Annotated in this window: 16 protein-coding genes; 9 read left to right on the top strand and 7 right to left on the bottom strand. The window is 66.3% G+C overall.

The window, feature by feature from the left end; translation table 11 throughout:
• Positions 1-25 precede the first annotated feature (25 nt).
• Positions 26-1,027 carry a class 1 fructose-bisphosphatase gene (locus HH212_RS12480; RefSeq protein WP_170202769.1) on the bottom strand — a complete coding sequence of 334 codons (1,002 nt, stop codon included), beginning with the start codon at positions 1,025-1,027 and terminating at the stop codon, positions 26-28.
• Between the two features lie 49 nt (positions 1,028-1,076).
• A complete protein-coding gene (gene pepN / locus HH212_RS12475; RefSeq protein WP_170202768.1) occupies positions 1,077-3,755 on the bottom strand; it encodes an aminopeptidase N in 2,679 nt (892 codons plus the stop codon).
• A 250-nt stretch (positions 3,756-4,005) separates the two neighbouring features.
• Between pepN and HH212_RS12470 the strand changes: the two genes are divergently transcribed.
• Positions 4,006-4,653 (top strand): DUF4136 domain-containing protein, encoded by a 648-nt coding sequence (locus tag HH212_RS12470; protein WP_170202767.1) that lies wholly within the window; start codon positions 4,006-4,008, stop codon positions 4,651-4,653.
• 260 nt (positions 4,654-4,913) lie between these two features.
• On the opposite strand, the gene HH212_RS12465 is transcribed toward HH212_RS12470, so the two are convergent.
• Genes HH212_RS12465 through HH212_RS12450 form a run of 4 tightly spaced genes read right to left on the bottom strand, consistent with a single transcriptional unit; the run spans position 4,914 to position 7,456 of the window.
• A complete protein-coding gene (locus tag HH212_RS12465; protein ID WP_170202766.1) occupies positions 4,914-5,057 on the bottom strand; it encodes a hypothetical protein in 144 nt (47 codons plus the stop codon).
• Positions 5,058-5,070: 13 nt separating this feature from the next.
• Positions 5,071-6,090 carry a quinone oxidoreductase family protein gene (locus HH212_RS12460; RefSeq protein WP_170202765.1) on the bottom strand — a complete coding sequence of 340 codons (1,020 nt, stop codon included), beginning with the start codon at positions 6,088-6,090 and terminating at the stop codon, positions 5,071-5,073.
• A gap of 37 nt (positions 6,091-6,127) precedes the next feature.
• Complete coding sequence (locus HH212_RS12455; protein ID WP_170205412.1) at positions 6,128-6,508, bottom strand: methylglyoxal synthase; 381 nt, start codon at positions 6,506-6,508, stop codon at positions 6,128-6,130.
• A 27-nt stretch (positions 6,509-6,535) separates the two neighbouring features.
• Complete coding sequence (locus tag HH212_RS12450; RefSeq protein WP_170202764.1) at positions 6,536-7,456, bottom strand: DMT family transporter; 921 nt, start codon at positions 7,454-7,456, stop codon at positions 6,536-6,538.
• 108 nt (positions 7,457-7,564) lie between these two features.
• Between HH212_RS12450 and HH212_RS12445 the strand changes: the two genes are divergently transcribed.
• Both HH212_RS12445 and purD read left to right on the top strand, forming a co-directional pair.
• A complete protein-coding gene (locus tag HH212_RS12445) occupies positions 7,565-8,293 on the top strand; it encodes a YebC/PmpR family DNA-binding transcriptional regulator (protein ID WP_170202763.1) in 729 nt (242 codons plus the stop codon).
• Between the two features lie 85 nt (positions 8,294-8,378).
• Positions 8,379-9,647, top strand: coding sequence for a phosphoribosylamine--glycine ligase (gene purD, locus HH212_RS12440; RefSeq protein ID WP_170202762.1), 1,269 nt, complete (start codon positions 8,379-8,381; stop codon positions 9,645-9,647).
• A gap of 85 nt (positions 9,648-9,732) precedes the next feature.
• Here the strand turns inward: purD and HH212_RS12435 are convergent, their stop codons facing one another.
• Positions 9,733-11,094 (bottom strand): Fic family protein, encoded by a 1,362-nt coding sequence (locus HH212_RS12435; protein WP_170202761.1) that lies wholly within the window; start codon positions 11,092-11,094, stop codon positions 9,733-9,735.
• A 230-nt stretch (positions 11,095-11,324) separates the two neighbouring features.
• Here HH212_RS12435 and HH212_RS12430 point away from each other — a divergent pair, with 230 nt between their 5' ends.
• The 6 genes from HH212_RS12430 to HH212_RS12405 all read left to right on the top strand — a co-directional run bounded on the left by HH212_RS12430 (position 11,325) and on the right by HH212_RS12405 (position 17,436).
• The gene (locus tag HH212_RS12430; protein ID WP_170202760.1) at positions 11,325-13,610 is read left to right on the top strand and encodes a TonB-dependent siderophore receptor; all 2,286 of its coding nucleotides are present in this window, start codon (positions 11,325-11,327) and stop codon (positions 13,608-13,610) included.
• 176 nt (positions 13,611-13,786) lie between these two features.
• Positions 13,787-14,698 (top strand): oxygen-dependent coproporphyrinogen oxidase, encoded by a 912-nt coding sequence (gene hemF / locus HH212_RS12425; protein WP_170202759.1) that lies wholly within the window; start codon positions 13,787-13,789, stop codon positions 14,696-14,698.
• Positions 14,695-15,411, top strand: a complete 717-nt coding sequence (locus tag HH212_RS12420; protein ID WP_170202758.1) for a nicotinate-nucleotide adenylyltransferase — start codon at positions 14,695-14,697, stop codon at positions 15,409-15,411. Before hemF ends, HH212_RS12420 begins: the two co-directional genes overlap by 4 nt.
• Positions 15,411-16,103, top strand: coding sequence for a ribosome silencing factor (gene rsfS / locus HH212_RS12415; RefSeq protein WP_170202757.1), 693 nt, complete (start codon positions 15,411-15,413; stop codon positions 16,101-16,103). The genes HH212_RS12420 and rsfS overlap by 1 nt, the downstream gene beginning before the upstream one ends.
• Before the next feature lie 231 nt (positions 16,104-16,334).
• On the top strand, positions 16,335-16,805 hold the full coding sequence (rlmH, locus tag HH212_RS12410) for a 23S rRNA (pseudouridine(1915)-N(3))-methyltransferase RlmH (RefSeq protein ID WP_170202756.1): 471 nt from the start codon (positions 16,335-16,337) through the stop codon (positions 16,803-16,805).
• Between the two features lie 10 nt (positions 16,806-16,815).
• Positions 16,816-17,436: a Maf family protein gene (locus HH212_RS12405; RefSeq protein WP_170202755.1), complete on the top strand. Its 621-nt coding sequence runs from the start codon at positions 16,816-16,818 to the stop codon at positions 17,434-17,436.
• Positions 17,437-17,490 lie beyond the last annotated feature (54 nt).

Genomic DNA, 17,490 nt, shown 5'->3' with positions numbered 1-17,490 from the left:
CGTCCGGCAGCCGTTCTGCGCTCGTTCACTCTGCGTGATAGCCCGTCACGCGCTCCACCTCGCTCTTCGAACCCAGGAATACCGGTACGCGCTGATGCAGCTTGGCGGGCGGGATGTCGAGGATGCGGCCCTTGCCGTCGGTGGCGGCGCCGCCGGCCTGCTCGACGATCATCGCCATCGGATTCGCTTCGTACATCAGGCGCAGCTTGCCCGGCTGGCTGGGGTCGCGCGCGTCGGCCGGGTACATGAAGATGCCGCCGCGGTTCAGGATGCGGTGCACGTCGGCCACCATCGAGGCGATCCAGCGCATGTTGAAATCTTTTGCACGCGGACCGGTCTTGCCCTCCAACATTTCCGCGATATAGCGCTGCACCGGCGGGTACCAATGGCGCTGGTTCGACATGTTGATCGAGAATTCCTTGGTCTCTTCCGGAATGCGCATGCCCTTCTGGGTCAGCACCCAGGAACCCATCTCGCGGTCCAGCGTGAAGCAATTCACGCCGTTGCCGGTCGTCAGCACCAGCATGGTCTGCGGGCCGTACACGGCGTAGCCGGCGGCCACCTGCTGGCTGCCAGGCTGCATGAAGTCCTGCTCGGTCGGCTGGCTCATGCCTTCCGGCGCCTTCAGCACCGAGAAGATGGTGCCGATCGAGACGTTGACGTCGATGTTCGACGAGCCGTCCAGCGGATCGAACAGCAGCATGTATTCGCCCATCGGATAACGGTTCGGGATCGGGTGGATCGATTCCATCTCTTCCGACGCCATGGCCGCCAGGTGGCCGCCCCATTCGTTGGCTTCCAGCAGGATCTCGTTGGAGATCACGTCGAGCTTCTTCTGCACTTCGCCCTGGATGTTCTCGGTATCCGCGCTGCCCAGGATGTCGCCGAGGGCGCCCTTGCCTACCGAATGGCTGATGGTCTTGCAGGCGCGCGCCACGACCTCGATCAGGAGGCGCAGCGAGGCCGGGATGTTGTCGTGGAGGCGCTGCTCTTCGACCAGGTATTGCGTGAGGCTGATGCGTTTCATGGTTGCTTTCGGGTTTGTTTAAATTGTTGCGGCGGGCATAAGACGAATGTCAGGCCAGCGCCTTGCCGACGACTTCGCGCACGTCGTTCGACAGCGTGGCCCGGCCCGCCACCTGCTGCAGCGCCTTTTTCATGTGCTTCTGCAGGGCCGGGGCGTAACGGCGCCAGCGGTCCATGGCGCGCGCCAGGCGGCTGGCGACTTGCGGATTCAATGCGTCGAGCGCGATCACCGATTCCGCCCAGAACGCGTAGCCGCTGCCGTCCGGCGCGTGGAAGCCGACCGGGTTGGCGCCGCAAAAGGTAGACACCAGGCTGCGCGCGCGGTTCGGGTTGCGCAGCGTGAAGGCCGGATGCGTCATCAATGCGCGCACGGCAGCCACGTCGGTGGTCGGCGCCGACGCCTGCATGGCGAACCACTTGTCGACCACCAGCGCTTCGCCCTGGAATTCGTCGTAGAAGCGCCGCAGGGCGTCGTCGGCATGGGCGGCGGCGTCCGCCACCGCGCTGCTGGCGCGCGCATGCACCAGCGCGCCCAATGCCGCCACGCGGTCGGTCATGTTGCCGGCCTCGTCGAACTGGCGCCGCGCCAGGGCGATGGCTGCCTCGTCCGGTGCAGCGCACAGGTAGGCCAGGCACAGGTTCTTCAGGGCGCGGCGGCCGATCGATTCGGCGTCCGGGCTGTATTCGCCGGGCGTCTGGCTGGCGTCGTATTGCGCCCGCAGCTCGCTGCGCAGGCGCGCGCCGATATCGGCGCGCACGAACTGGCGCGCCATGTGGATCGCCATCGGGTCGACCACGTCCATCTGGTCGGCGATCATGGTTTCCGAAGGCAGCAGCAGCGCCTGCTCGCGGAAGGCCGGATCGAGCGACGCGTCGACCAGCATCTTGCGCATGGCGTCGACGAACACGTCGTCCAGGTCGAGGCTGCGGCCGGCAGCGGCATCTTCCGCCAGCTTGAGCAGGCGGCCCATGGCCAGGCGCTGGCCGGCTTCCCAGCGGTTGACGGGGTCGCTGTCGTGGCTGAACAGGAGCACCAGTTCGGCGTCGCTGTAGCCGTATTTCAGGATCACCGGCGCCGAGAAGTCGCGCAGGATCGACGGCGTCGGCTGTTCGCGGACGCCGCCGAAGACGAAACTTTGATCCGCCTCGACCAGTTCCAGCACCGCCGTCGTGCCGAGGTCGACACCGTCGAGGGTCAAGGGCAGGTCGCGTCCGTCCGCACCGAGCAGGCCGACCGCCACCGGGATGTGGAACGGCAGCTTGCCGGCCTGGCCGGGCGTGGCCGGGCAGGACTGGACCAGGCGCAGCGTGTAGGTCTGTCGTTCGGCATCGTAATGGGTCTCGGCCTGCACCACCGGCGTGCCGGCCTGGCTGTACCAGCGCTCGAACTGCGACAAATCGCGCCCGCCGGCATCGGCCATCGCCGCGCGAAAATCGTCGCAAGTGACGGCCTGCTCGTCGTGGCGGGCGAAATACAGGTCCATGCCCTTGCGGAAGCCGTCGCGGCCGAGCAGAGTCTGGTACATGCGCACGACTTCGGCACCCTTCTCGTACACGGTGACCGTATAAAAATTGTTGATCTCGACAAAGGAGTCGGGCCGCACCGGGTGCGCCATCGGACCGGCGTCTTCCGGGAACTGGGCCTGGCGCAGCGTGCGCACCTGGTCGATGCGGGTGACGGCGCGCCCGCTGGCGGTGCCGATCATGTCGGCCGAGAATTCCTGGTCGCGGAACACGGTCAAGCCTTCCTTCAGCGACAGCTGGAACCAGTCGCGGCAGGTGACGCGGTTGCCGGTCCAGTTGTGGAAGTATTCGTGGCCGACCACCGCTTCGATGCCCTGGAAGTCGACGTCGGTGGCGACGCGCGGATTGGCCAGCACGTACTTGGTGTTGAAGATGTTCAAGCCCTTGTTTTCCATCGCGCCCATGTTGAAGTCGCCCACGGCGACGATCATGAAGCGGTCCAGGTCGAGCTCCAGGTTCCAGCGCTCCTCATCCCAGCGGATGCTGCGCTTGAGCGACTGCATGGCGTAATCGGTCTTGTCGAGGTTGCCCTCTTCCACCCACACCTGCAGCAGCGCCCGGCGGCCATCCTGGAGCGGGAAGGTCTCTTCCTGGCACACCAGGCTGGCGGCCACCAGCGCGAACAGGTACGACGGCTTCTTGAATGGGTCTTCCCACAGCGCGTAATGGCGGCCGTCGGGCAAGTCGCCTTCCTCGATCAGGTTGCCGTTCGACAGCAGCACCGGGAATTGGCGCTTGTCGGCGCGCAGCATCACGGTGTAGGTCGCCATCACGTCCGGACGGTCGGGAAAATAGGTGATGCGGCGGAAGCCCTCGGCTTCGCATTGCGTATAAAAATTGCCGTTGGAAACGTACAAGCCGCTGAGCGTGGTATTCGTCTCCGGCACGCAGATGGTTTCGATTTCCAGCACCACGTCCTGCGCGTCGCAGGGAATGCGCAGCAGCGCGCCGTCGATAGCGTAGTCGCGCGCGCCCAGGGCCTTGCCGTTCAGCCTGATCGCCACCAACTGCAGTTCCTCGCCATACAGTTCGATCTCGCGCCGGGCGCCGCCGGTGCCGGCGGCGTCATTGCGGCGCAGCGTCAGGCGGTTGGCGACGACGGTGCGGGCCGGATCGAGGTCGAAGCCGAGTTCCACGGCATCGACCAGGTAGCTGGGCGCCGTGTAGTCCTTGCGGTAGATGGTCTGGGGCGTGTCGGTGCGCATGGTGGAGTCCGCGTGACGTTGGTGAAGCGTCTATTCTACCAACCTCGCGGCCAGGCATTTCGCTGAATTCGCCCGCCGGCGCGGATGTATCGCACTGTACAGCCCGTAACCGCTCGTAAATGGTTCGACGAATCGTCAGCAACAGGACTATGATGGTTTCCTGCATAACACCGATTTGAATAAAGCAAGCTTTGCGCCCTGCGGCCACGCGTCCGCCCGAGCGCGCGAAGACCATAGAGAGGAGTTCGTTATGAAACGCACAATGATCGCGGCAGCTGCATCGCTCAGCCTGCTGCTGGGCGGCTGCGCGACCACGATCCGCAGCGACGTCACCACGTTCCACCAATGGCCGGCCCAGCTGGCCGAAAAGAGCTACGCCTTCGACGCGCCGCCGCCGCAGGACAACACGCTCGAATTGCAGAGCTACCAGAACCTGGTGCGCGGCCAGATGAACCGCCTGGGCTTCCACGAGGCGCCGCAGTCGCCCGCGCTGAAGGTGGCGCTGCGCTTCGTCACGGTGGACGTGCCGACCCAGGTGGTGTACCCGAGCTACGCGCCGTTCTACCCGTATTCGCCGCGCTTCGGCTACGGGGGTTTCCGTCGCCGTTACTGGGGCGGCGGCTGGTACAACCCGTTCTACGATCCGTTCTGGGGTCCGGTGCCGGCCTACGACGTGCAGGAAGAGCACCGCTACCACCGCCAGTTGCAGATCGCGATCCGCAACGCCGGCGACGGCAAGCACCTGTTCGATGTCACCGTGCGCAACGTCAGCAAGCAGATGTCGACCCCGGCGGTGATGCCGGCGCTGGTGCAGAGCGCGTTCGAGGGTTTTCCCGGGCCGAACGGCGGTTCGCGCCTGATCGAGTTGAAGCAGCAGCCGAACAACCAGCGTGGTTGACGGCGGGGCGGCCGGCGGGGTGGCCGAGTGACCCGGCCGCTTGCCGTGACAAGAGCGTCGCCTTCGGGCGGCGTTTTTTTTGGCGCGATGGAACAAACCCGCGTCGTCCCCGGCCTCGGCGGCCCCCTTGGCGGGGATCCATACAGAGCAACAAAATTCGATATTTCAGAAACTTCCGGAACCTTCAAATAGGTCAACTTCGGATGCTCGGCATGGGTCCCCGCCTGCGCGGGGACGACGATGCGTGGAGGCGTGCTCTGTCAGGAAAAATACGCCTCCGACGCAAACGTGATCGCGATGATCAGCAGGATGGCCAGCGCCAGCACCGCCAGCAGCCGGCCGAAGCGCGGTTCGGCCACCGGTTCCGGTTCCATCGGGTCCTTGTCGTCGCTGAACTCCCTCATGGCGGTGGCTCCTTCAAGGCAGCAGGATCGTCTTGCCGGTGGTGCGGCGCGCTTCCAGTGCGCGGTGCGCTTCGGCGGCGTCGGCCAGCGCGAAACGCTGGTTGATCTCGATGTCGATGCGGCCGCTGCTCACCATGCCGAACAGGTCGGCCGCCATCGCTTCCAGGCTGGCGCGGTCGAACGCATAGCTGTCCAGCGTCGGACGCGTGATGTACAGCGAGCCGCGCCCGGTCAGTTCGGAAAGCGAAAACGGCGGCACCGCCCCGGACGAATTGCCGAAGCTGACCATCAGGCCGCGCGGACGCAGGCAATCGAGCGAGCGCGCAAACGTGTCCTTGCCGACCGAATCGTAGACGACCGGCACCCGGGCGCCGTCGGTGATCTCCAGTACGCGCTGCACCACGTCCTCGGTGTTGTAGTTGATGACATGGGCGGCGCCATGCTGCCGCGCCAGCGCCGCCTTGTCGTTTGACCCCACGGTACCGATCAGGTTCACGCCGAGCGCGCGCGCCCACTGGCAGGCGATCAGGCCGACGCCGCCGGCGGCCGCGTGGAACAGGACGGTGTCGCCTGCCTTGAGTTCGTAGGTCTGCCTGAACAGGTATTGCACGGTCAGGCCCTGCAGCAGCATGGCGGCGCCTTCCTCGAAGCCGATGTCGTCCGGCAGGCGCACCAGCACCTCGGCCGGCATGACGCGCAGCGTGCTGTAGGCACCGTTCGGGCGCGCCGCGTAGGCGACCCGGTCGCCCGGCTTGACGTGTTCCACGCCGGGGCCGACCGCCTCCACCACGCCCGCCCCTTCCTGCCCGAGTCCGCCGGGCAGCGGCTGCGGATACAGGCCGGTGCGGAAGTACACGTCGATGAAGTTCACGCCGATCGCGTGGTTGCGCACGCGCGCTTCGCCGGGGCCGGGTTCGCCGACCTCGACCTGCGCCAGCTCCAGCACCTCGGGACCGCCGTTGCGGCGCAGGCGGATCGCCTGCGCCGTGCCTGCGGCGCCGCTTGCCGCGCCGCTGTCCGATTCGTTCGCCATCTCGTTCTCCCGTTGGTGGATCGAATTCGCTCGAAGATCAACGCCGCTGCAGCATCAGCTGCGACAGCACCAGGTGCGCGCTGGCCAGGTTGGTGGCGCACGGGATGTTGTGGACGTCGCAGGCGCGCACCAGGGCGTTGATGTCCGGCTCGTGCGGCTGCGGCGTCATCGGATCGCGCAGGAAGACCACGCAATCGATCTCGCCGTCGACCAGGCGCGCGCCGATCTGCAGGTCGCCGCCCACCGGGCCGGAATGCATGCGCGTGACTTGCAGGCCGACTTCGTCGATCAGGCGTCCGCCGGTGGTGCCGGTGGCCAGCAGCGAGCAGGTGCCGAGGAAGGCGCGGTACTCGGTGGCCAGGGCGACCATGTCGTCCTTCTTGCGGTCGTGGGCGATCAGGGCGATGCGTGCTTTCATCATGTTCGTCTGTTTCCTTCGATGGTTCTATTTTTTGAGGGACAGCGTGTAGATCCCCGCCAGCACCAGGCCGGTGCCGGCCAGTTGCACCGCCGTGATCGGCTCGCCCAGCAGCGCCCAGCCCAGGAACAGCGTCGACACCGGGCCGATCATGCCGGCCTGGGACGCGCTCGGCGCGCCGATGCGCTGGACCGCCACCATGGTCATGAAGACAGGGAGGATGGTACAGAATATCCCGTTCACGAGCGAGAGCCCGTACACCGGCAGCGGCTGCAGCAGCAGGCCGGCCGGGCGCAGGATGAAGAACTGGCCGATGCAGGCCGCGCTCGAGACGCACATCGCATACGCGACCAGGCGCAGCGAACCGATGCGCCGGACCATTTCGCCCGAGCCGAGCAGGTAGACGGCGTAGGCGATGGCCGAGCCGAGCACGAACAGCGCGCCGGTGGCGGTGTCGCCGGCGCCGCCTTGCAAGTCGTGCGCCAGCACCAGCACGATGCCGCAGTAGGACAGCGCCAGCGCGATCCACTGGATGCGGCGGATGCGCTGCTTCAGGAACAGCGCGGTGATCAGGAGCACGAAGGTCGGCGTCAGGAACAGGATCAGGCGCTCCAGGCCGACCGAGATGTATTGCAATCCGAGGAAATCCAGGTAGCTCGACAGGTAGTAGCCCACCAGGCCCAGCCCCAGCAAATGCCGGCGGTCGCGCGCCGACAGCGGCGCCTCGGTGCGCATCTTCCAGATGGCGACGCCGGCGAACACCGGCAGCGAAAACAGCATCCTGAAAGCGATCAAGGTCACCGCATCGATGTGGTAGCGGTACAGCAGTTTGGCGACGATGGCCTTCGTGGAAAACAAGATGGCGCCGGCGATGGCGATCGCCAGGCCGGCGACCAGGGCCGGGCGTGTGACCGGCGCAACGGACGGGTCGATTGCAGTATTGTTCATTCGATGATTGTACGGCGGAACTGTTGTTTCCCTGACAGTTTTTGCGGCGTGCCCCTATGCTAGAATGTCGAGGATTAAGTACACCGTTCTAGGTAAGGAAATCTCGACATGGCTGGACACAGCAAATGGGCCAACATCAAGCACAAGAAGGCCGCGACTGACGCCAAGCGCGGCAAGATCTGGACGCGCCTGATCAAGGAAATCACGGTCGCCGCGCGCATGGGCGGCGGCGAGATCGCCACCAACCCGCGCCTGCGCCTGGCGGTGGAAAAGGCGGCCGATGCCAACATGCCGAAGGATAACGTCAACCGCGCGGTGCAGCGCGGCGCCGGCGGCCTGGAAGGCGTGAACTACGAAGAAGTCCGCTACGAAGGCTACGGCATCGGCGGCGCCGCGATCATCGTCGACTGCATGACCGACAACCGCGTGCGCACCGTGGCCGAAGTGCGCCATGCGTTCAGCAAATACGGCGGCAACATGGGCACCGAAGGCTCGGTGTCGTTCATGTTCAAGCACGTCGGCCAGTTCCTGTTCGCGCCCGGCGTGGAAGAGGACAAGTTGATGGAAGCCGCGCTGGAAGCCGGCGCCGACGACGTGATCGCCGACGACGAAGGCGGTTTCGAGGTGCTGTGCGACCCGAACGCCTTTGCCGGCGTCAAGGAAGCGCTGGAAGCGGCCGGCTTCAAGGCCGATTCGGCGGAAGTCATCATGAAGCCGGACACCGAGACGCCGTTCACCGGCGAGGACGCGCAAAAGATGCAGAAGCTGCTCGACGTGCTGGAAAACCTGGACGACGTGCAGGAAGTCTATACCAACGCCGTCATCGACGAACAATGAGCGGATGAGCGGCATACGAGCGGCACACAAGCAGCAGCCCGCGAGGGCACCTCGAACAACCGTAGCGAGCGCACGATAAGCACCCATGAAAATCCTGGTAGTCGGCTCTGGCGGCCGTGAACACGCCCTGGCCTGGAAACTGGCCCAATCCGATCGCGTCCAGCTGGTCTATGTGGCGCCGGGCAATGGCGGCACCGCGCGCGATGCTCGCCTGGTCAACGTCGACATCACCGATCCGGCCGCGCTGGCCGACTTCGTGGTGGCCGAGCACATCGCCCTGACCCTGGTGGGACCTGAAGCGCCGCTGGCGGCCGGCATCGTCAACCTGTTCCGCGCACGCGGCCTCAAGGTCTTCGGGCCGACCAGGGAAGCGGCCCAGCTGGAAAGCTCGAAGGATTATGCCAAGGCGTTCATGCAGCGCCACGGCATCCCGACCGCGAAGTACCAGACCTTTTCCGACGCCGCCCAGGCGCATGCCTATATCGATGCCAATGGTGCGCCGATCGTGATCAAGGCCGACGGCCTGGCGGCCGGCAAGGGCGTGGTGGTGGCGATGTCGCTGGAAGAGGCGCACCGGGCGGTCGACGACATGCTGTCCGACAACCGCTTCGGCGACGCCGGCGCGCGCATCGTGATCGAGGAATTCCTGGCCGGCGAGGAAGCCAGCTTCATCGTCATGTGCGACGGCAGGAACGTGCTGGCGCTGGCCACCTCGCAAGACCACAAGCGCCTGAAGGACCACGACCAGGGCCCGAACACCGGCGGCATGGGCGCCTATTCGCCGGCGCCGATCGTCACGCCGTCGATGCACGCTCGCGTGATGCGCGAGATCATCACCCCGACCATCCAGGGCATGGCCAGGGACGGCATCCCCTACACCGGCTTCCTGTACGCCGGCCTGATGATCGACGCCGCCGGCAACCCCAGGACGCTGGAATTCAACTGCCGCATGGGCGACCCGGAAACCCAGCCGATCATGGCGCGCCTGAAGAGCGATTTCGTGTCGGTGCTCGAGCACGCCTGCAACGGCACGCTGGACGCCGTCAGCCTGGAATGGGACCGGCGCACCGCGGTGGGCGTGGTGATGGCGGCCGGCGGCTACCCGGACAGCCCGCAGAAAGGCGACCTCATCGACGGCATTCCGCCGGAAACGCCGGAATGCGTCACCTTCCACGCCGGCACCGTCCTGGCGAACGGCGCCCTGCAGACGGCCGGCGGCCGGGTGCTGTGCGTGGTCGGCCTGGGCGACAGCGTCAAGATGGCGCAGAAGCAGGCCTACGACACGGTCGAGAAGATCCACTTCAACGGCGCGCAATACCGCCGCGACATCGGCTGGCGCGGCTTGAAGCAGTAGGCGCCGGTTTTATCGTCTTGCGAAGCGGGGCATCCGCCATCGGCGGAGGCCCCGTTTTCACATCCGGGCACCGATGGACACGGCGTCAACGTCCGTGCACCGCCTTCCAGGCGGTGTAGTACGGCGGTCGCAAGCCATAACGGGCCAGTACGCCATCGTGAAGCCGCCGCAATTCCTCGACCACCAGCGCCTGCACGGCGGGTCGTTCGTCCACGGGCACTTGCTCGCCGACGGCGCGCACGATACAGGCAAGCGGCTCACGCTCCGGGTGAAGGACGATGTCGCGAACGGTCTGCTTGATCAGGTCGCGCCAGGCCAGCCGTAGTGGATCCGGCTCCACGAGATTCTGCCTGATGGCGAGGTATTCCTGGGTCGAGCGTTCGTAAGCCCACACATACAGGTCGCGCAGCAGTTCGACCCGTGTCATCTCGTACACGCCAAGCGTGGCGCGGCTGTAGGCCGGCTCGGGCACGTCCAGGAAGGTCAGCGGACAAAGGTTGGCCCGAAACAGCGGCAGGTTGGCGGCCAGCCGGGACGTCCTTTTGTTGATGTCGGCGAAGGGCTGCAGGTAAGGCAGATGCACCATCATGAAGAACGACTGTTCGAACGGATCGTCGATCCGGTTGGCCTTGTCGAGCAACATGTCCAAAACTTCGTCGATCTGTTGCGGCGTGCTCAAGGGGCGATAGACGCTTTTTCCGATATCGACGGCATGTTGCCGGATCCGCCCTTCGGCGGCCGGGTTGGGAAGCAGGTTCTCTGCCAGTGCGCCGTGCAAATTCATCAGTGTGTAGCGGTTGAACCCGGCATTCTCGACGTTTTCCACCAGCAGCTCGATCGCCGTCTTGTGGTTCAGGATCATCTGCGTTTCAACGACGCCCTTGCCGCGCGCTGCCTTTCCATGCTCGATCAGCTCGCGGGTGTCGAGACGCGAATAGGTATTGCCTTCCAGGTGGCTGGAAGCCCATGAGAGGTCGATCAATAAACGGTTCAGTATCGTGCGGCTGTAGGTGCCGGCAGGCGCACCCGCTTCGGCTGTCCGGCCCATCTCGTGCAACTGGCGACGCAACGATCCGGACAGGTACGAGGTCGCGTTGGGACGATACGCATCCAGAAAATCGCTCTGGTAGCCCACTGGCTTGCGCGCTTCCAAAGGCTGGTCGATATAGGCAACGATATCCAGGCTGTCTGCCGACAAAGGAATAAAGCTGGGAAAACCCTCCTGTACCCCGACACGTGCTGCGGCATCGAGGCGTGGCCCAGTCTGCAAATAACGGCGCGTCCGGCCTGCACCCGCCGCAACGACTTTGCCGTCTTCGACCAGCTTCGCAATCGTGCGTTGCGCCGTGCGTCGCGCCAGGCCGGGATGCCTGGACAGGAGTTCGGCAAGGGTCAGTCCGTCGGCAGACTCCCGGATACTGCTCATCACATCGATCGTCGGTTTCATTGCGGGTTTGGCGCAGTTGACAAAGAAGTGGCGCGATTATGGCGCTGTTTATCGAACCGCGCCAATCTTCTCGTGGAATTGTGGCGCAGTTCAGGACTCGTCGTTCCATCCCCCCTATCCGACAAGAAGCACTGCGATAACCGATAGACAATACACTTCCCTCCAAATATAATTGAGAATCATTCTCATAAAGAGAATCATTATCATCAGAGACCACGAGAGGAGTTCTCATGCATCACCCCCGCGCCGCGGCCAGTGCCGTTTCTTCATCCGCATCGACCTTGCCGAAGCGCGCGACCAGCTTGCCGATCCTGTACGCGATTGCCCTGCTGTGCGTCGCGCCGGCACTGGCGAACGCGCAGGCGCTGCTGCCGGAAGTGCCGGCAGCGGTCGAAGGCGCCGGGGCGGAGGCGAGCGGGGCCGATGCAAGCACGCCGGTCAGCACCGTGACCGTGACCGGCGCCCTCGACCGCGAAGGCGAGAATTCGTTCGCGGCCAAAAAGGCGACGCTGTTCAAGGGCGTGCAGGACATCCGCGACATCCCGCAGCCGGTGACGGTGCTGACGCGCCAGTTCCTGGACGACCGCGTGCTGCCCGACCTGCAGGAAGTCATGAAGAATACGCCGGGCGTGACCGTCGACTACACCGACAGCGAACGGGTCGGCTACTATGCGCGCGGCTACGCGATCGACGCGCTGCAGATCGACGGCCTGACCATGAACCAGGGCGGCTCGATCTTCGTGCAGCCGGACACCGCGGTGCTGGAGCGTGTCGAAATCCTGCGCGGCGCCTCGGGCATGCTGCGCGGCTCGGGCAACCCGTCGGCCACCGTCAACCTGGTGCGCAAGCGCCCGACGGACAGCTTCCAGGCCTCGGCCGGCCTGACGCTGGGCTCGTGGGACCGGCGCCGCCTCGAGGCCGACGTCTCCAGTCCGCTGAACGCCAGCGGCAGCATCCGCGGCCGCGTGGTCGCCGTCAAGGACAAGAAGGCATTCTTCCAGAAGGCGCGCAAGGAAGACCGCGAAGTGCTGTACGCCGTGGTCGAGGCCGACCTGGCGCCGAACACGCTGCTGACCGCCAGCCTGCAGCACACCGACCTGGACGCCACCGGCGCCTGGGGCAACCTGCCCTCGGCGCTGGACGGCAGCCCGTTGAACCTGCCGCGCGACACCTACCTGGGCGCCGCCTCCAACTTCTGGAACCGCTACAACGACCAGGCCATGCTGGAACTCGAACACCGCTTCGGCAACGGCTGGAACGTCAAACTGGACGCGTCCTATACCGGCCTGCACATGAAGCCGGGCGGCTTCAAGCAGACCTCGTTCTCGCGCACCAGCACCACCAACCCCTACCTGGCCAACGTCAGCACCTCGGTGTATTCGGGCGACACCAGCAACCAGCGCGTACTGAGCGGCGTCGCCAACGGCCCGTTCCGGCTGTTCGGCCGCGAGCACCGGTTGACGGTGGGCGCGGAAAGCCTGGACGTCGACACCATCGGCACTTCCGGCTACTTCAACATCAACCCGCGCACCAACGTCGATATCCGCACCTGGAATCCGTATACCAGCTATCCGGAAGCCTTCTACGCGCCCGGCAACGGCAGCGCCTACGTGGCGCCCGGCACCGAGACCAGCCAGAAAGGCGTGTACGCCACCACCCGCCTGTCGCTCGCCGACCCGCTGGCGCTGCTGCTGGGCGCGCGCGCCAGCTGGTGGGACTACCAGGTACCGTCGGCACCCGCCGGCAACTATAGGATCGAGCGCGAGATCACCCCGTATGCCGGCATCACCTACGACATCACGAACAACGTGAATGCCTATGCCAGCTACACCGAAATCTTCAGCCCGCAGAACTACAAGGACCGCAGCGGCAGCATCCTGGCGCCGGTGCGCGGCGAGGACTATGAGGCCGGCCTGAAGGGCACCTTCCTGGGCGGCCGCCTGAACGCTTCGCTGGCCCTGTTCCGCATCAACAACAACGGCAAGGCGGCCCAGGACCTGGCGAGCGGCACGCCGTGCCTGCCGTGGTACCCGACCGGCTATTGCTACGTCTCCGGCGGCAAGCAGCGCAGCGAAGGATTCGAGGCCGAAGTCTCGGGCGAAGTGCTGCCCGGCTGGCAGGTGATGGGCGGCTACACCAACACCCGCACCAGGTACCTGTCGGACAGCACCGCCGCCAACGTCGGCCAGCCGCTGCGCAGCATGGATCCCAAGCACCTGCTGCGCTTGTTCACCAGCTACCGCGCCGGCGGCGCCCTGCGCGGCTGGACCGTGGGCGGCGGCGCCTCGGTCCAGAGCGACACCTACGTCAAGTCGGGCGTGCTGACCGCGCGCCAGGGCGGCTACGCGGTGTTCAACGCCATGGCCGCCTACCGCTTCGACAAGACCTGGTCGGCGCAGGTCAACGTCAACAACCTGTTCGACAAGCTGTACTACGCCAAGTACGTCACCACCGGCTTCAGCAACTACTACGGCGACCCGCGCAACGTGCTGGTCTCGCTGCGCGCCGCTTATTGATCCACCCGCTGATCCACCTACCGATCGACCGATCCTCCTGCCGCGCCCCACGGGGCCGGCCTTTCCCGGCCCGGGCTGCGTCCCGGGCTTTTTTTTGCGCCGGCGGTTTGCCTATCACAAACTGCGCCATCGGTGTACAATCCCCGTTCATTTTTTCGATCCCGCCTCCCGCCCCCATGTCCACCCCGAATCCCGCCGCCGTCAAGGCCTGGCTGCTCGACCTGCAATCGCGCATCGTGCAGGCGCTCGAAGCGGTCGACGGCAAGCCGTTCCTGGCCGACACCTGGGAACGGGCCGAGGGCGGTGGTGGCATCTCGCGCCTGATCGAGGAAGGCAAGGTGTTCGAGCGCGGCGGCGTGAATTTCTCGCACGTGCGCGGCGCCAGCCTGCCGCCGTCGGCGATGGCGGCGCGCCCCGAACTGGCCGGACGCGCCTGGGAAGCGATGGGCGTGTCGCTGGTGCTGCACCCGCGTAACCCGTACGCCCCGACCGTGCACATGAACGTGCGCTTCTTCGAAGCCGTGGCCGAGGGCAAGGAGCCGGTGTGGTGGTTCGGCGGCGGCATGGACCTGACGCCGTACTACGGCAACGCCGACGACGCGCGCCACTTCCACCAGGTCTGCCACGATGCGCTGGCGCCCTTCGGCGCCGACCTGCATCCGCGCTTCAAGCGCTGGTGCGACGAGTATTTCTACCTGAAGCACCGCAAGGAAGCGCGCGGCGTCGGCGGCATCTTCTTCGACGACTTCCACGAACTCGGTTTCGACCAGTCGTTCGCGATGCTGCAGCGGGTCGGCGCGGCGTTTCTCGACGCCTACCTGCCGATCGTCACGGCGCGCAAGGACCAGCCGTACGGCGAACGCGAGCGCGACTTCCAGGCCTATCGGCGCGGGCGCTACGTCGAATTCAACCTGGTGTGGGACCGCGGCACCCTGTTCGGCCTGCAGTCGGGCGGGCGCACCGAGGCGATCCTGATGTCGATGCCGCCGATCGTCAAGTGGCGCTACGACTGGCATCCCGCGCCGGGCAGCCCGGAAGCCGCCCTGTATGCCGACTTCCTGCCGCACCGGGATTGGCTGGCGCCGTGAGCGTCTGCGTCGCGGTGCTGGGCGGCAGCTTCGACCCGGTGCATCACGGCCACGTGGCGCTGGCCGGCCTGTTCGCGCGCCTGCTGCATCCGGACGCGCTGCGCATCCTGCCGGCCGGGCAGCCGTGGCAGAAAGCCGGCCTGCAGGCCGGCGACGCCGACCGCGTGGCGATGCTGGAACTGGCGTTCGCGCAAGCATCCGGCGCCGGGTTTCCGGCCGGCGTGCCGGTGACGATCGACACCCGCGAGATCGTGCGCGCGGCGCCGACCTATACCGTCGAGACCCTGCGCGAACAGCGCGCCGAGCTGGGAGCCAGCACCTCGATCGTGTTCCTGATGGGCGCCGACCAGTTGCAGAAGCTGGACAGCTGGCGCGACTGGCGCAGCCTGTTCGAACTGGCCAACTTCGGCGTCGCCGCGCGCCCCGGCTACCGGCTCGACGGGGCGGCGCTGCCGCCGGCGGTGGCGCATGAAATCGCGGGACGCCTGGCGAGCCCGGAACGGGTGCGCGCCAGCCCGGCCGGCCGGGTGTGCATGGCGCACACGCTGGCGGTCGACATCTCGGCCACGCAGGTGCGGCAAGCGCTGAAATCGGGACCGGATCCGCAGGCGCAGCGCGGCGCCGGCCAGGGCCGGGACCCCGGCCAGGTCGGCGCGCTGGTGGCGCCGCAAGTGCTAGACTACATTCAACAACGTAACTTATACAAGAGCTAATGGATATCAAGAAACTGCAAGCGATCGTCGTCGACGCCCTCGAAGACGTCAAGGGCCAGGACATCGCCCTGTTCGACACGACCAACCTGACCAGCCTGTTCGACCGCATCGTGGTCGTGTCGGGCACCTCGAACCGCCAGACCAAGGCGCTGGCCGCCTCGGTGCGCGACAAGGTCAAGGAAGCAGGCGGCAACGTGGTCGGCCTGGAAGGCGAAGACACCGGCGAATGGGTGCTGGTCGACCTGGGCGACATGATCGTGCACATCATGCAGCCGGCGATCCGCCAATACTACCGCCTGGAAGAGATCTGGGGCGAAAAGCCGGTCAAGCTGGGCGCCGCCCGCCGCAAGACCAGCGCCGAAGGCGTGGAAGCGGCCGTGCCGAAAGCCGTCTCGAAGCACCTGGCCGCCAACCAGGACCAGCCGGAAGCCAAGCCGGTGCGCGAGCGCAAGCCGGCCGCCAAAAAGTCTGCCGAAGGCGCCGCGGCCAAGCCGGCCGCGAAAAAGATCCCGACCGGCCGCACCGTGAAGGTCGCCGTGCCGAAGGCGGCCGCCGCCGACGCCGCCGCGGCCAAGGCCGCCAAGGCCGCCTCCGCCGCCAAGCGCGCCCCGAAGGCCGCCCCGGCCGCAGACGCCGACGGCGCACCGGCCAAGAAGGTGATCCGCCGCACGGTCAAGAAGGCTGCCGAGTAAGCTGCCTGCTTCCCGGGCCGACAGCCCCCAATGCGTCGTCCCCGCGCAGGCGGGGACCCATGCCGAGCGTCCAAAGCCGAGGTACGCAAGAGTATCGCGGTATATCCGGCAGAACGAATGTCGAGGCGCAGCATGGGTCCCCGCCTTCGCGGGGACGACGGATTTTCGGTTTGCCACGCACGCCTGCATGCCAATCCATCCCGTTTCCCCGATCTTTCAGCACCCCACCCCATGCAGTTGATCATCGCCGCAGTCGGCCACAAGATGCCGGCCTGGATCGAGACCGGCTTTGCCGAATACGCCAAGCGCATGCCGCCCGAGCTGCGCCTCGTCCTCAAGGAAATCAAGCCGGTCGAGCGTTCCGGCAGCAAGACCGCGGCCACCGCCATGGCGCTGGAACGCGAGCGCATCGAGGCGGCGCTGCCGAAGGGCGTGCGCATCGTCGCGCTGGACGAGCGCGGCAAGGATCTCACCAGCGTCGGCCTGTCGGCGCAGCTGGAAGCCTGGCAGCAGGACGGGCGCGACGTCGCCTTCTTGATCGGCGGCGCCGACGGGCTGGACCCGGAACTCAAGGCGCGCGCCGACGGCCTGATCCGCATCTCGAGCATGACCCTGCCCCATGGAATCGTGCGCGTGATGCTGGCCGAACAGCTTTATCGTGCCTGGTCGATCACCCAGAACCACCCCTACCACCGCGTCTGAATCCCTGCCGATGAAACCGAACGACAACCGGATCTACCTCGCCTCGAAAAGCCCGCGCCGGCGCGAACTGCTGCGCCAGGTCGGCATCGAGTTCGACCTTCTCAGCCTGCGCGCCGACCCGCGCCGCGGCGTCGACGTCGGCGAAGAGGTGCACGTGGGCGAAGCGGCGGCGGACTACGTGGCGCGGGTGGCGCGCGAAAAAGGCGCGTTCGCCTGGAACGTGCTGCACCTGCGCCGCATGCCGCTGCGGCCGGTGCTGTCGGCCGACACCACCGTCACCATCGACGGCCAGATCCTCGGCAAGCCGGCCGGCCGCGACGAGGCGATGGCGATGCTGGAACGTTTGTCCGGCCGCACGCACCAGGTGCTGACCTCGGTGGCGCTGCACTACACCGATGTTGCCGAGCAGGTGACGCAGGTGTCCGACGTGCGCTTCGCCCGGCTGGACGGCGACGCCATGCGCGCCTACTGCGCCACTGCCGAACCCTACGACAAGGCGGGCGGCTACGGCATCCAGGGACTGGCGGCGCTGTTCATCGAGCATATCGAGGGCAGCCATTCCGGCATCATGGGCTTGCCGGTATTCGAGACGGCGCACTTGTTGAAGAAGGCGGGCATTACGGTACTTTAGGCACGTGTCCAACGTGTATGATGTCACCCTGAACAATAACCGCACGACCCGGCC

It is taken from the genome of Massilia forsythiae, from assembly GCF_012849555.1.
In the GTDB taxonomy this organism is placed as follows: Bacteria; Pseudomonadota; Gammaproteobacteria; order Burkholderiales; family Burkholderiaceae_D; genus Telluria; species Telluria forsythiae.
This window is presented reverse-complemented; position numbering and strand designations above follow the sequence as displayed.

Coding starts and splice junctions, on each gene's coding strand:
- HH212_RS12480 (WP_170202769.1), bottom strand. CDS start 1,027: ATGAAACGCATCAGCCTCACGCAATACCTGGTCGAAGAGCAGCGCCTC.
- pepN (WP_170202768.1), bottom strand. CDS start 3,755: ATGCGCACCGACACGCCCCAGACCATCTACCGCAAGGACTACACGGCG.
- HH212_RS12470 (WP_170202767.1), top strand. CDS start 4,006: ATGAAACGCACAATGATCGCGGCAGCTGCATCGCTCAGCCTGCTGCTG.
- HH212_RS12465 (WP_170202766.1), bottom strand. CDS start 5,057: ATGAGGGAGTTCAGCGACGACAAGGACCCGATGGAACCGGAACCGGTG.
- HH212_RS12460 (WP_170202765.1), bottom strand. CDS start 6,090: ATGGCGAACGAATCGGACAGCGGCGCGGCAAGCGGCGCCGCAGGCACG.
- HH212_RS12455 (WP_170205412.1), bottom strand. CDS start 6,508: ATGAAAGCACGCATCGCCCTGATCGCCCACGACCGCAAGAAGGACGAC.
- HH212_RS12450 (WP_170202764.1), bottom strand. CDS start 7,456: ATGAACAATACTGCAATCGACCCGTCCGTTGCGCCGGTCACACGCCCG.
- HH212_RS12445 (WP_170202763.1), top strand. CDS start 7,565: ATGGCTGGACACAGCAAATGGGCCAACATCAAGCACAAGAAGGCCGCG.
- purD (WP_170202762.1), top strand. CDS start 8,379: ATGAAAATCCTGGTAGTCGGCTCTGGCGGCCGTGAACACGCCCTGGCC.
- HH212_RS12435 (WP_170202761.1), bottom strand. CDS start 11,094: ATGAAACCGACGATCGATGTGATGAGCAGTATCCGGGAGTCTGCCGAC.
- HH212_RS12430 (WP_170202760.1), top strand. CDS start 11,325: ATGCATCACCCCCGCGCCGCGGCCAGTGCCGTTTCTTCATCCGCATCG.
- hemF (WP_170202759.1), top strand. CDS start 13,787: ATGTCCACCCCGAATCCCGCCGCCGTCAAGGCCTGGCTGCTCGACCTG.
- rsfS (WP_170202757.1), top strand. CDS start 15,411: ATGGATATCAAGAAACTGCAAGCGATCGTCGTCGACGCCCTCGAAGAC.
- rlmH (WP_170202756.1), top strand. CDS start 16,335: ATGCAGTTGATCATCGCCGCAGTCGGCCACAAGATGCCGGCCTGGATC.
- HH212_RS12405 (WP_170202755.1), top strand. CDS start 16,816: ATGAAACCGAACGACAACCGGATCTACCTCGCCTCGAAAAGCCCGCGC.